15 protein-coding genes and 1 riboswitch are annotated in these 13,002 nt (G+C 41.6%); of the genes, 1 reads left to right on the top strand and 14 read right to left on the bottom strand.

The genetic code is table 11. The features are described 5' to 3' along the window. Positions 1 to 122: 122 nt before the first annotated feature. Positions 123 to 791 (top strand): sugar transferase, encoded by a 669-nt coding sequence (locus DCC39_RS07215; protein WP_276309894.1) that lies wholly within the window; start codon positions 123 to 125, stop codon positions 789 to 791. A gap of 147 nt (positions 792 to 938) precedes the next feature. On the opposite strand, the gene cobO is transcribed toward DCC39_RS07215, so the two are convergent. The 14 genes from cobO to cobI all read right to left on the bottom strand — a co-directional run bounded on the left by cobO (position 939) and on the right by cobI (position 12,987). After that, positions 939 to 1,490: a cob(I)yrinic acid a,c-diamide adenosyltransferase gene (cobO, locus tag DCC39_RS07210; protein WP_116554219.1), complete on the bottom strand. Its 552-nt coding sequence runs from the start codon at positions 1,488 to 1,490 to the stop codon at positions 939 to 941. Beyond that, positions 1,483 to 2,865, bottom strand: coding sequence for a cobyrinate a,c-diamide synthase (locus DCC39_RS07205; protein ID WP_116554218.1), 1,383 nt, complete (start codon positions 2,863 to 2,865; stop codon positions 1,483 to 1,485). The genes cobO and DCC39_RS07205 overlap by 8 nt, the downstream gene beginning before the upstream one ends. An 83-nt stretch (positions 2,866 to 2,948) precedes the next feature. Further along, on the bottom strand, positions 2,949 to 3,758 hold the full coding sequence (locus DCC39_RS07200; protein ID WP_116554217.1) for an ABC transporter ATP-binding protein: 810 nt from the start codon (positions 3,756 to 3,758) through the stop codon (positions 2,949 to 2,951). Beyond that, on the bottom strand, positions 3,751 to 4,824 hold the full coding sequence (locus DCC39_RS07195) for a FecCD family ABC transporter permease (RefSeq protein ID WP_116554216.1): 1,074 nt from the start codon (positions 4,822 to 4,824) through the stop codon (positions 3,751 to 3,753). The genes DCC39_RS07200 and DCC39_RS07195 overlap by 8 nt, the downstream gene beginning before the upstream one ends. Then, positions 4,787 to 5,719, bottom strand: coding sequence for an ABC transporter substrate-binding protein (locus DCC39_RS07190; protein WP_116554257.1), 933 nt, complete (start codon positions 5,717 to 5,719; stop codon positions 4,787 to 4,789). The genes DCC39_RS07195 and DCC39_RS07190 overlap by 38 nt, the downstream gene beginning before the upstream one ends. A 187-nt stretch (positions 5,720 to 5,906) precedes the next feature. Then, positions 5,907 to 6,102: riboswitch (cobalamin riboswitch) on the bottom strand. Positions 6,103 to 6,151: 49 nt separating this feature from the next. Continuing rightward, positions 6,152 to 7,006: an energy-coupling factor ABC transporter ATP-binding protein gene (locus tag DCC39_RS07185; protein WP_116554215.1), complete on the bottom strand. Its 855-nt coding sequence runs from the start codon at positions 7,004 to 7,006 to the stop codon at positions 6,152 to 6,154. Between the two features lie 75 nt (positions 7,007 to 7,081). Then, the gene (gene cbiQ, locus DCC39_RS07180; RefSeq protein WP_165820797.1) at positions 7,082 to 7,867 is read right to left on the bottom strand and encodes a cobalt ECF transporter T component CbiQ; all 786 of its coding nucleotides are present in this window, start codon (positions 7,865 to 7,867) and stop codon (positions 7,082 to 7,084) included. A 4-nt stretch (positions 7,868 to 7,871) separates the two neighbouring features. Further along, positions 7,872 to 8,159, bottom strand: coding sequence for an energy-coupling factor ABC transporter substrate-binding protein (locus tag DCC39_RS07175; RefSeq protein ID WP_116554256.1), 288 nt, complete (start codon positions 8,157 to 8,159; stop codon positions 7,872 to 7,874). A 3-nt stretch (positions 8,160 to 8,162) separates the two neighbouring features. Beyond that, positions 8,163 to 8,924 (bottom strand): energy-coupling factor ABC transporter permease, encoded by a 762-nt coding sequence (locus DCC39_RS07170; RefSeq protein ID WP_116554213.1) that lies wholly within the window; start codon positions 8,922 to 8,924, stop codon positions 8,163 to 8,165. A 72-nt stretch (positions 8,925 to 8,996) separates the two neighbouring features. Beyond that, positions 8,997 to 9,779, bottom strand: a complete 783-nt coding sequence (gene cobA / locus DCC39_RS07165; RefSeq protein ID WP_116554212.1) for a uroporphyrinogen-III C-methyltransferase — start codon at positions 9,777 to 9,779, stop codon at positions 8,997 to 8,999. Then, positions 9,772 to 10,428, bottom strand: a complete 657-nt coding sequence (locus tag DCC39_RS07160) for an NAD(P)-binding protein (RefSeq protein ID WP_116554211.1) — start codon at positions 10,426 to 10,428, stop codon at positions 9,772 to 9,774. The genes cobA and DCC39_RS07160 overlap by 8 nt, the downstream gene beginning before the upstream one ends. Next, complete coding sequence (locus tag DCC39_RS07155; RefSeq protein ID WP_205948477.1) at positions 10,425 to 11,519, bottom strand: cobalt-precorrin 5A hydrolase; 1,095 nt, start codon at positions 11,517 to 11,519, stop codon at positions 10,425 to 10,427. Before DCC39_RS07155 ends, DCC39_RS07160 begins: the two co-directional genes overlap by 4 nt. Next, positions 11,516 to 12,289, bottom strand: coding sequence for a precorrin-4 C(11)-methyltransferase (cobM, locus tag DCC39_RS07150; protein ID WP_116554210.1), 774 nt, complete (start codon positions 12,287 to 12,289; stop codon positions 11,516 to 11,518). Before cobM ends, DCC39_RS07155 begins: the two co-directional genes overlap by 4 nt. Continuing rightward, entirely contained in the window at positions 12,286 to 12,987 is a 702-nt protein-coding gene (cobI, locus tag DCC39_RS07145; RefSeq protein WP_116554209.1) for a precorrin-2 C(20)-methyltransferase, read from the bottom strand. The genes cobM and cobI overlap by 4 nt, the downstream gene beginning before the upstream one ends. Between the last annotated feature and the right edge of the window lie 15 nt (positions 12,988 to 13,002).

The raw sequence follows: 13,002 nt of genomic DNA, 5'->3' as shown, positions 1-13,002 counted from the left end.
GTTGATCCCTTTCAACCTTTTTCTATGAAGTTTGCAATTCGTTGGGATTGTGGTAAAAGCCGTTTCCCTAAAAATCTCTTTTCCGTAAGATGGAGTGAAGAAAAAAAGAGGAGGGAATCCTCTTGGCAAACCGAGTTGAGGAACCCGGCATCTTCACCTCCCAGAAAATTCTTGTAAAGGATGATCCGGGTTATTTATTGGCCAAAAGGTTAATGGATATCATTGGGGCCTTATTGGGTCTTATCGTTTTTTCATGGGTCTTCATCATTGTGGCAATTGGAATAAAATTGGAAAGCCCTTGCCAACCGATTCTGTTTAAGCAAGTGCGTGTCGGAAAGGATGGCAAGGAATTTACGATGTACAAATTTCGCTCCATGGTGCCTGATGCGGAGAAGAAATTAGAAAGTCTCCTTGAAAGGAATGAAGCAACTGGACCTTTGTTTAAAATAAAACATGATCCAAGAATTACAAAAACAGGGAAATTCATTCGAAAAACAAGCATTGACGAACTTCCCCAAATTTGGAATGTATTAAAAGGCGACATGAGCCTTGTCGGTCCTAGGCCTTCGCTTCCGAGCGAGGTGCGGGAATATAGCGAGTACGATAAACAGCGATTATTAGTTAAGCCGGGTTGCACAGGATTATGGCAAACGAGCAACAGAGCGCATTTTGATTTCGAGAAGGTAGTAGCGTTGGATTTGTTGTACATCCAGCACCGTTCCATTCTCACAGATATTAAGATTATTTTAAAGACCTTCTTGCTGTTATTTGGTTCGAAAGGCTCTTACTAGTGCGTGTTCAAAAAGGAGGACAACGAGAGGCAAGCTGACGAAGAGATTCGCAGCCAATAAGGAAGTTCGACTAAAGACACCACGTCCTGTGATAACGTCGAACTGACTTACCTCCTGTAAGCCTCCGGACTTTTTGAACATCCTCTATTAAAATTCCAAACCTTTGACAGCTGTGATTCCTTCATCATAATAATGCTTTTCAGGCATAATAACGGAAACAAGATCGGCTGCGTCTTTTACTTCCTGTTTTGCATTCCTTCCAGTGATGACCAAATGAACATGGGACGGTCTATTTTGAATCAAATCAATCACTTCATCAAGCGGCAACACATCATCGATCGGAAATCGATCAATAGAAAGGGCATTGTTTAATTCATCTAAAATGATAACATCATATTCCCCGCTCATGACGGCTTCTTTTGCCAGTGGCCATCCTTTTTTTAACGCCTCCCGGTGTTCTTCAGGTGTCTTCGTCCAAGTAAATCCCACGCCAAGCTGGATCATTTCAACACCCAATTTTTTGAATGCCCGCTGTTCGCCATAGCTGCGTTGTGGAGATTTAATGAATTGAAAAATTTTCACTTTCATCTCTTTTCCTGTGCTGCGCAATGCAATCCCTAGAGCAGCGGTCGTTTTTCCTTTGCCATCGCCTGTATAAACGAGTGTTAACCCCCTTTGGTTTTGTTTCGTTTTATTCATGGCAACCACCCTTGTATTCAAGGCATTTTTGAATCCAATTTTCTGCCATTTTAGGGTTTGAGGCAAAGTGGAACTGGGTATAGCCTGCAACGAGATTGTTTTTTAAGAAGCCTTCCTTCTTTGTTCCGCGCATCCCCTTTGTTTCATAAGCATACGGGAAATCTTGTTCAGAATGAAATGTTGTATAATGGAATTCATGCCCTCTGGCCATTTCGTTTTCGTGAAGCAAAAAGTTATGGCGCTGGCCTTCGACCTCCCTATACCCAATCGCCTTTAAAGTTGATTCGACTTTGATGTTCCCTGGAATGATTCCGACCATGCCATACGTTTTCTTTTCGGTCGTTTCAATCGTGTTCGTTAAATACATAAACCCACCGCCTTCAGCTAACGTCGGCACGCCATTTTCAATCGCTTCTTTTAGGGAGGTTTTCACGATTTGATTTTCCTCAAGCTTGCTTACAAATTCCTCTGGCAAGCTTCCCCCTATGTAAATCCCATCGATTGCATTCGGTAATGCTTCATCCGCTAACGGTGAAAAATAAACAAGCTCCGCACCGTAAGACGCCAGAATTTCTAAATTTTCTTGATAATACGACTGGAATGCCATGTCTTTTGCAACCGCAATTCTAACAAAGGGATCTTTCTTTTTTTCAAATAGCGAGGAGCTGTTATTCACATGCAAAGGCTCCACTTTCGATAATTCAAGTAATTTGTCAATATCAACCGTTTCAAGAATAAGCTCCCCTAAACGATCGAAGAAAGGATCAAGATCTCCTCGTTCAATGGAAGGGATGAGCCCAAGTTGTCTTTCCGGCACTTCAATGTTCTGTTCGCGCTTCAAATAGCCAATCACAGGAATGCCACATTCTTGTTCGATTGCTGTCTTTACGATCTTATAATGTCCTTCGCTTCCCACTTGATTGGCAATCACCCCCACGATCGCGGGCTCATCTGAGAGGGTTTGAAACCCTTTGACAATCGCTGCTGCGCTTCGCGCCATACTTGCGCAATTCACAATAAGGAGCACTGGACTTTTCGTTAATACACTAATCTCAGCTGTGCTCCCTTTGTTTGTTCTCGGATCTTTCCCGTCAAAAAACCCCATCACGCCTTCAATGACCGAAATATCCGCTTCTTTACTTCCATAAGCAAAAATATCAAGCACTGTATCCTCATGAAACATCCAACTGTCTATGTTGCGCGAAATTCTTCCGGTTACTGCTGTATGATACGATGGGTCAATGTAATCTGGCCCGCATTTAAACCCTTGAACAGTTAGCCCTTTTTTCTTTAATGCTGACATCAGCCCAATGGTTACCGTTGTTTTTCCGACACCGCTTCCTGTACCGGCAACGACAATTCTTCGTTCATCCAATAGTATTCCCTCCTTTTCCAATCTACTTATGTGAAACCAAACTGTGAATTAAAATTCTTTTATTCCATCTATATTGACCAAGCTTATTTCGAGTTTTTTACAGCTTCACGAGTTAAATAAGTTGGTGTCATAAAAATTTGCGGCTTATTAATTGTCGGATGGGTTTGCGTGCTGATTTGCACTTCGTAAACCTTTTTTAATTGTTCTTCGTTTCTTAAGAGGTCAACATCCCCTACGTCCAAAAATGTCCCGTTATAAAGCAGTCCTATTCGATTTGCATAGAGGGACGCAACATTTAAATCGTGCAAAATCGCAAAAATCGTTAACCCTTTTGTTTTCTGCCATTCTTTTAATAGATTTAACATGTTGAACGTATGTTTGATATCCAAATGATTTGTCGGTTCATCTAATAATAAAATTTCCGGTTCTTGCGCCAATGCTTTTGCCAGTAGCACCCGCTGTTTTTCACCGCCGCTAATCGTTCGAAATTGCATATACCGAAACTGTTCAACATTCGTAATTTCCATCATGCGATCAATAATTTCACGATCATAGGTTGAAAGCCTTTTTAACATTCCTTTTTGATGAGGATAGCGGCCAAGGCTAATAATATCTTCCACTGTATAATCAAATGTCACTTGCATTTCCTGTTGAAGAACGGCAATTTTTCTTGCTTTTTCGAGCTTAGATAAAGCTGAAATTTCTTTTCCATCAATTGTTACTTTTCCATTTTGGATTGGCAACCGGCCTGTAATAAGTTTGAAAAGCGTTGATTTGCCGCTTCCATTTGGCCCTAGTAAAACAAAAAACTCCCCTTTTTTAATTTCCAAATTCAGATCATGAATAATCGGGGTCTTTGAATATCCGCCTGCTAGATTTTCAATTTTAATCATGATGAACCCCTCTTCCAATTCTTTCTCTTATTAATAGGAAAGCAAACACGGGAGCGCCGATAATGGCTGTCACTACCCCAATCGGCAATTCTTGCGGGGCAATAACGGTTCGTGCCAATAAATCGGCCAAAATAAGGAAAGCACCGCCGGTTAACATGGACAGCGGAAGAACGTGATGATGATTCGGACCTGTCACAAGACGAACGAGGTGCGGAATCACAAGACCGACAAATCCAATCGAGCCTGAGACAGCCACCGCAGCCCCTGTTAGTAGAGAAGCTCCGATTAAAATCCATACTTTGCCCCTTTTCACATTGACGCCGATATGTTCAGCGGCCTCCTCACCTAAAGCCAGAGCATTCAATTCACGATAATGGAAAAGAAGGATGAACGCGCCCACGAGCATAAAGGGAAAAATTAATTGCACATGGCTCCACCCTCTCATTGCGACACTTCCATATAACCAATAGATGATTTGTGTCATGGCATCCCGGTCGCCTAACGAAATTAACAAAGAAGTGATGGCACTGATAAAAGCGCCCACGATAATGCCTGCCAAAATAATCGTTTCAATCGCCAAGCTTTTGTTACTCAAACGAACAAGCCCAAACACAATTACCAGCGTGATTAACCCACTAATGATTGCCACAACTGGAAGGGTGAATTTTCCCAAACCGATAATCGTTATTTGAAAGAATAGCACGACGACTGCACCTAAAGCAGCGCCAGATGATACACCGATTGTGTACGGGTCGGCTAGGGGATTGCGTAAAAGCCCTTGAAATGCCGCGCCTGCTATGGCTAATGAGGCGCCAACACAAAGCGCAAGCAATACTCTTGGCAAACGGATATTCCAAATAATAAGTTCTTCATTTTTGGCGATGGGGTCAAGAAAGCCAAGCCCAAACGTTTTTTCTAACACGATATGTAAAATCGTGCTAACAGGAAAACTCACACTGCTTACGAGTAAACCAAGAAGAACTGCGCTAACTACAAGCGCTCCCCCCAGCACATACAGCCAAGCGATTTTACTTTTTGAACGTTTCCGGGTAGATAAGTTCTGCAAGTCTTTCAACCCCTTCAATTAAACGGGGCCCGGGCCTTGTGACAGTGTCATTATCCACATCAAAAACTTGTTTGTTTTTTACCGCCGGAACTTCTGCCCAGCCTTCGCGTTTATAAACTTCTTGTTCTGGCTCGTCAACATAATACCCATACGTTGTAATAATGACATCGGGATTTAACTTAACGATTTCTTCTTCGTTCATCTTCACCCAGCCTTCTTGATCTGCCGCAACATTAATCGCTTGAATCGACTCAAGCATTTCGTTCAAAAATGTATTTTTTCCCGTCGTAAAAATATCTGGAGCTGGGGAAACTTCTACCCATACTCTCTTTTTATCTTTAATCGATTTTGCTTTTTCTTTGATCGCTTCAAGACGCTCTTTCATACCTGTAATCACTTTTTCTGCTTCATCCGGCGTCCCTGTTGCATTCGCCAACATTTCGATTGTACTGTAAGCATCATCAAAGGATGAGGCGCTTCCCGTTACAACCACTTTAATTCCCGCTTCTTCAAACTGTTCCAATATATCCGGGTGATTATTATAGTGATAGTCTGTTACAAAGGCAACGTCTGGCAGTAACGTGAGAACCTTCTCAGCATCTATATCTTGCCCCCCAACCTTTTCAATATCTTTCGTCTCCGCAGGGTAGTTGCAAAAGTCAGATACTCCGATAATTTTATCGCCCAATCCAAGCGCAAACAAAATTTCAGTATTGCTCGGTTGAATCGATACAATCGATTCAGGCTCGCTTTCAATCGTCACCTCACGGCCGGCATCATCCTTGAACGTGACTGGAAATGGATTCTCATTTGTTGCTGTCGTTTCCTTTGGTTCTTCCTTCTGACTGCTCTCTTTATCAGACTGGGTGCCGCATCCGGCAATAAGAGCCATCATTAACAAAAGAACAATGCCTGAAAGTCCCCATTTTTTGAAAAATTGATTGCTCAATGTTCCTTCCCCCTTTAATTTTTTGGCAACAAAAAAACGCCTTCCAAGAGAAAAAGCGCTAGTGTGAAAGTGTTTCCTACGATTTATCTGCCTAAATATAGGACACTCTATATAACATCCCTTTCCCCGAGGAATCTTATAAAATAAATAGGCAGGTCTCCTGACTTGCGTGTCAACAGTTGGCTATCCTTCCCATGTAAAATAATACACAGTGGAACTATTAGCCTTCCTCAACAGCTTACAGTGGCGGGACCGTGTTGGATTTGCACCAACTTCCCTCTTCGCCTTAAATGATCACCATTTAAGAAACCTATTTATTCTATTATTCTTTTTTTGGTTCCAGTTCTTAGTATAAAGAAGCAGACTTCTTTTGTAAAACTATACCTTTATAATAGGTTGTTTAGCTTTTGCCTCTTGAATGCTCCTCAATAATTCTATTCTTGATCTAGGATAGCTTATATTCTTCATTGGACCTTTAATCGTTTCAAATACGTCCATGATCCACGGCTTTTCCAAATGACTTTTATTTAAAATTGCTTCGTCCTGAAAAACGATCGTTGGACAGCCTGTTGAAATAATCTTTCCATCGTTCATAATCCATACCTCGTCGGCCCATTCAAAGGCAAGATTAACATCATGTGTCGAAATAATCATTGTACGGTTTTCATTTTGAATTGCATTCAGTACATTCATGATTTTCTTTGTATAATAAGGATCTAATCCTGCAGTAGGTTCATCTAGAATGAGCAGCTCAGGGTTCATCGCCAAAACCCCTGCGATCGCCACTCTCTTTTTCTGCCCTAAGCTCAAGAAATGTGGCGGCTTTTCTTTTAGGGAAGCCGTTTCAGTTAAAGCCATTGCAACATCAACAGCTTCCTTTACTTTCTCAGGGGCCAATCCCATGTTTCGAGGACCATACTTGATGTCCTCATAAACACTGGATGAAAAAAGTTGGGAGTCCGGGTCCTGAAAAACAATTCCAACATGCTGGCGAAGCTTCTGTTTCTCAATGCGTTTGTATGTCATGCGTTCGCCCTTAAATAGCATGTGTCCGGCCGAAGGTGTTAAAATGGCATTTAAATGTAAAAGCAAGGTCGATTTCCCGGCCCCGTTATTTCCCAGTAAAGCTATTTTTTTACCGCGTTCAATTTTAAGCGATACATTCTTTAAAGCAGCCGTATGATCTGGGTACTGGTAGGAAATGCCTTTTAATTCAAGGATAGGTATATTCATTATTCCTGCTCCTTCTTATGGAAAAGAGGCGGGGCTAAGTAACAATATTTTGTCAATGATGGCCGCTCCGCCGCCTTATAATGTTGGTGCAAATGCAGACATTATAGAGAGAAGTAAAAAAGCACAAACGAGTACGATCCAGTGTAATTGCTTATATGTTTGGGTTATCTCATCGTCAAAAATTTCCTTTCCATCGCCTCTAATCTCTATCGCCATATGCACTTCCTTTGCCGACCTCATTGATTTTATAAAAAGACTCACTAAAAGCTGCCCTAATGAAGAGATGGCATTTCGGCTGGTTTGGTATCCAAGCCTGCTCGTTTGTGCAAGGCGAATTTCAACCGTCTTTTCCAACAGCACAAACAGGTATCGATAAGTAAACAGAAATAGCTCAATAAACAAAGCAGGAAGCCTTAGCTTTTGGAAAAGCCAAACAATTTGTTGGATTGGTGTCGTTAAAATAAAAAAATACATGCAGCTTACACTTGCAACAACGGTGAAAATTAACTCTATCGCCATTTTGTATTTCGTTTGGCTAATATACAGTTGCCAAGGCCCCATTTTCATACTTAAAACAGAATCTAGCAATTCCATATTTGCTGGCACTATGGAAATGAGTATGGCCAAAACACTTGTCAACAAGAAAAAAATAGGAAGCAAGAGGATTTTAAGGTAATAAGCCAAAGGAATCTTTGCTCCCAGTACAATCGCTGTACTCATCACAAAAAATGTAAAGATTGCGACTGCTGCATTCTTTGTCAGTAAGCAAAATAATAAAAATAAAAAAGCAAACAATCCTTTTTCAATCGGGTGTATGTTTCGGTATGAATTAATATACGCGTATTGGTCAATCTGAAGCATATGGCTACTTAATATCTCCACGATTCGAGTATTTTTTTCGCGCCCTTCCAAACCCGAGCACATACCCAATCACAATTGCTCCGATTGCAGATTGCAGAGAAAATAGCAAACTCTCCGTTTCTCCACCGGGTGGCTCCCACAACGCATCAAACCAAGGTTGATAATCAGGGGCGATTTCCCCGATAACCTCCTCTGCCTTGCCATCTGCGCCTTCAAACTCAGAATCTTTATGTAAATATAATGGAACTACGGCAAGCAGAATGACAAAGAGAAACAAAATAGCATTCTTCATAAATTAACGCGCCTCCTTGATAAAAACATCTAATTGCCTTAATTCACTCATATTGTATTTTTTTATCAAGTTCATAACAATGACGGTTAAAAGCCCTTCACTAATGGCCAAAGGGATTTGAGTGATAGCAAAAATACTTGAAAACTTATAAAATGATCCCAACACCCCGCCGACTTCACTTGGAAAAGCAAGGGCCAGTTGAATGGAAGTAATGACATATGTCCCTAAATCTCCAAGCATAGCAGCCAAAAATACACAAACGGAAAAGGATAGATTTAATTTGCTTCCACCTTTAAAAACTCCATATGCAATAAATGGGCCAACAACAGCCATTGAAAAAGCATTTGCCCCTAGTGTTGTTAGACCGCCATGAGCAAGCAGCAACGATTGAAACAAGAGAACAATCGTTCCAAGAACACTCATTGCCGTAGGTCCAAATAAAATGGCTCCCAACCCAACTCCAGTTGGATGTGAACTGCTTCCAGTCACGGAAGGGATTTTTAGCGCAGATAAAACAAATGCAAAAGCGCCTGACAAGCCAAGCATTGTTTTTACTTCTGGATTCTCCCTTATCTTAGCTTTAATCGATCGCAATCCCAGTACGATGAATGGTATCGTTACGACCCACCAAAAAACTGCCCATCCTAAAGGAAGGAAGCCTTCCATGATATGCATGGCATAAGCTGGACGGTAAGAATTTATCCAAAAAAAGCAAGTCAGTCCAGCAATACCTGTAAATGACAGCCAAAAAGATTTATGATTCATGAATAATCCCCCATTTTGATTACGCCAAAGATTTTCATCATCGATAAACGTTTGTCCATCTGAATGACAGGTTTAATTAGGTTGTTTAACAGTTTCTTGTTGGATTTTTTCCTCAAACCATTTGATTTTTTCCCTTAGTTGGACGGTTTCGCTCACAAGAAAAATCGCAGGATGTTGAATATTTTCTTGTTCGCTAAGCATGTCGATGTTTCGCAAATATCCTGTTACCGTTCGCTGCTTCTCCAATGTTCCCCATTCAATAATGGCAGCGGGCGTGTCAGGGTTTTTTCCGTTTTCAATCAATTGGTTGCAAATATATTTTAAGTTTCCGACACTCATGTAAAAAGCGATCGTATCGATCCCTTGAGCGAGCGCTTTCCAATTAATATGGTCTTGCTGTTTTTCTGCTCGGCCATGCCCAGTCACAATCGCAAAGCTTGACGCATGATCCCGATGTGTGACTGGAATGCCTGCATATGCCGGTGCGGCAATCCCGGCAGTCACTCCCGGAACAATCTCGAATTCGATCCCATGCTCACTTAACACCTGTGCTTCTTCCCCCGCCCTTCCAAATACACACGGATCGCCGCCTTTTAACCTTGTAACAATCTTTCCTTCACTCGCTTTATCAACGAGCAATTGGTTGATTTGCTCTTGGATGAGAGCATGCTTCCCAGGCAATTTTCCGCAAAAGATTAGCTCGGCACCCGATTTTGCAAATTCGAGAAGTTTCGGATTGACAAGCCGATCGTAAGCAATAACATCTGATTGTTGAAGACATTCCATGCCATATACTGTCAACAGCTTCGGATCACCTGGGCCTGCTCCTACGAGAAATACTTTTCCTTTATTCATTTTGCTTGCCCCCTTCCTTTTCTAGTAATTGCTTAAAGGCTTCTTCTCTTTCACGCTCATCCATGTGCCGATATCGGGTCTTCAATAATTCTTTTAATATGTTGTTTCTAGTCTGTTGGTTTAAACTAGTTGATTTTACAATTTGGCGACATTGATCGAGAAATTCAACATAGCTTTCGTAGTTTTCATCATAAATTTCAGAGAGCTGTTGTTTTATTTGCCGTGCTAATCCAGGACTTGCCCCTGACGTTGAAACAGACAATATCAATTTTCCCCGGCGAAATGTTGCAGGAACATAAAAATTACTTAAATTTGGGCGATCAGCAAGATTAATTAATTGATGCTTTTCGCTTGCTTCATAAACTTGCAAATTGACTTTCGGATCATTTGTAGCCGCAATAACGATTGCTGCGTTTTTTATATCGATTGGTTCAAAGCATTTCGCTTTCCAATGCAAACGTTGCTGCCCATGCCATGTTTTGATGTCCGCCGTCACTTCGGGACTAATGACAATAACGTTTACCTCTACCTCTAGTAAAGGAAGAATGCGTCTTGTTGCTATTTTTCCGCCCCCAACGATGACAACGGTGTACCCTTTTACAGATAACATCATTGGAAGAATGGTGCTCGTACCCTTTTGATCGTTCATGCTTCCTCCTTAAATGGAATGATTGCAACAGAAATTGTGACATTTCCTGACTTCTTCTTTTCGAGAGTTAGATCGGCTGCACCACTATACAATAAAGCGGCAGGTTCACTCACTCCATATGCACCCGTATATTTAAAGACAACCTCTGATGGATGATTAAAAGGAACTTCGTTCAATTGTTCAGCTGTATAAGTGACAAATTCCCACCCGTATTTGTTGACAACATCCAAGAGTCCTTGTTCGTCTTTTTTTAATTCGATTGTACAAACAGCTTTTACACTTCGGATAGAAAATTGCAACTCGTCCAAGGTTTCTGTAATTACACGTTCAATTTCCGTAGCAGATGTTCCGCGGTTGCAGCCAATTCCCAAAGCGATTACTTTTGGTCGATAAAGAACGCCCTTTTCTAAAATCGGTTGTTCTTCTTTTGTTAATTGGCGATGTGTGATAACAAGTGCCGTATCTGGTTTTGCTTCAAGCGCTTGATTAATCGAATCATAGATCGTTATATTTTTTGGTAAAGGGGTATCATAATTCCACCAATGTTTTTCACCTGATTCTTGGACAACCGCAACTTCGTTTTCATTGACGACGGCTGCACTGGCAGATACTAAATTTTCTTTTGACTCCCATGTCCAGCCGAACCTGCGCCCGAGTAAATCGACCGGGATCGTTTTCTGTACTTCCGATGCTGTCGTAATGACAGGCTTTGAACCTAGAAGGGCTGCCACTTCGTTCGTTAATTCATTTGCCCCGCCTAAGTGGCCCGATAAAACACTGATCACATGCTCTGCTCGATCGTCAATCACGACAACCCCCGGGTCTGTCATTTTATTTTTTAAATGGGGAGCAATTAAACGGACAACCGCGCCGATCGAAACGATCATAATTAAACCTTCATACGAATGAAAAAGCTTCGGAACAGCATGTTTGACGCTTCCTTCAAACATCTCGATTTCCTTTTCCTTCTCATCGCCTTTTGCAAATTTTGCAGGATAAAATAAATCGGACAATGGCAAAAGCGAATGCAGCCGGCGGCCAATTTCCACCCCATGCTTTGTAATCCCAACGATTGCATATTTTTTCATCATGCTTTCACACCTTTACGAAAGCTGTGGGTAAACTCTTTATCATATAATTTGGAACGGTACTCTTTTTCATGGATGCTAGGGTCGAGCGCCCAACCTGCCAAAATCATTGCCTGTTTACGAATTCCGTTCACTCTCATTGCCTCATCCAGTTTTCCAATCGTTGTGCGTACAACCTTTTCATCTGGCCATGTCGCTTTATATACGACGACAACAGGGGTTTCTTCATGCCAATCAGCAGCGAGAAATTCCTTTACAATTTTCTTTGTTAACGTCGCACTTAAAAAAAGGGCGATCGTGCAGTGATGCTTGGCTAAATCCTTTAGCTTTTCCCTTTCCGGTACAGGCGTCCGGCCTTCCGCACGCGTCAATATGACGGTTTGCGTTAAATCGGGAATCGTTAATTCAGCTCCCGCAACCGCTGCACTGGCAAAAACCGAACTGACACCAGGAACGATCTCAACGTCAATGCCTGCTTCTTTCAGCAGTGCGATTTGTTCCATAATTGCACCAAAAACTGCGGAATCTCCTGTATGGACGCGAACAACCTTTTTACCAGCCTTCACGCGATTGATCATCATATCAACCATTTCCTCTAAGTGCATACCCGCTGTTTTTATGATTTCGGCTCCTTGTTTTGCCTTATTTATTAGTTCGGTATTCACAAGTGAATCCGTGTACATGACGACATCTGCTTGCTCAATTAACTTTAACCCTTTGACTGTCACTAAATCGGGATCTCCAGGTCCTGCGCCGATAATATGTATTTTCATTTCCTCACCACCATTAACGTTAAATACTCTAAATCAACATCCTCTAACTCTTCTACATCCCAAATAATTTCTTCCTTTGATGTCACTTTTGTTACGACGGACGCCTTGTGGGTAAGATCAAGCTCGCGTAAGATCGACAACATAAGATTCATTACTTTCGCCACTTTAATAAAAACGATACAATCGTTTTCTTGAATGGCTTGTTTCATCGTTTCATAATCATCACATGCAGGAACGATTGCAACACGCTCGTCACCATCCGCGAGTGGAATCCCAAGTCGTGAAGCAGCTCCATTGATTGATGAAATGCCGGGAACAGATTTAATCTCTATCTCTGGATAGCGTTCTTTCATCAGCCTCATCATATGAATAAATGTGCTGTATAAAAACGGATCACCTTCCGTAACGAAAGCAACATCCTTTCCTTGTGACAGCTTTTCCGCTACTTTTTCAACCGTATTTGACCACTCTCGTTCGAGGATCGTTTGGTCTTTCGTCATCGGAAACACAAGTCCAAGCATTTCTTTTTCGTGTTCATTAATATACGTATCAACAATTTGATGGGCATAGCTTTTCGCCCTGCTTCTCTTTTTTGGATAGGCGATAACCTGAGATTCCTTTAATACTCGAAAGGCTTTTACCGTAATTAATTCAGGATCTCCCGGACCAACGCCTACACCGTACAATATTCCCGGCATATTATTCTTCCTTCC

Origin of the sequence: Pueribacillus theae, from assembly GCF_003097615.1 — a bacterium.
Classification (GTDB): Bacteria; Bacillota; Bacilli; order Bacillales; family UBA6769; genus Pueribacillus; species Pueribacillus theae.
This window is presented reverse-complemented; position numbering and strand designations above follow the sequence as displayed.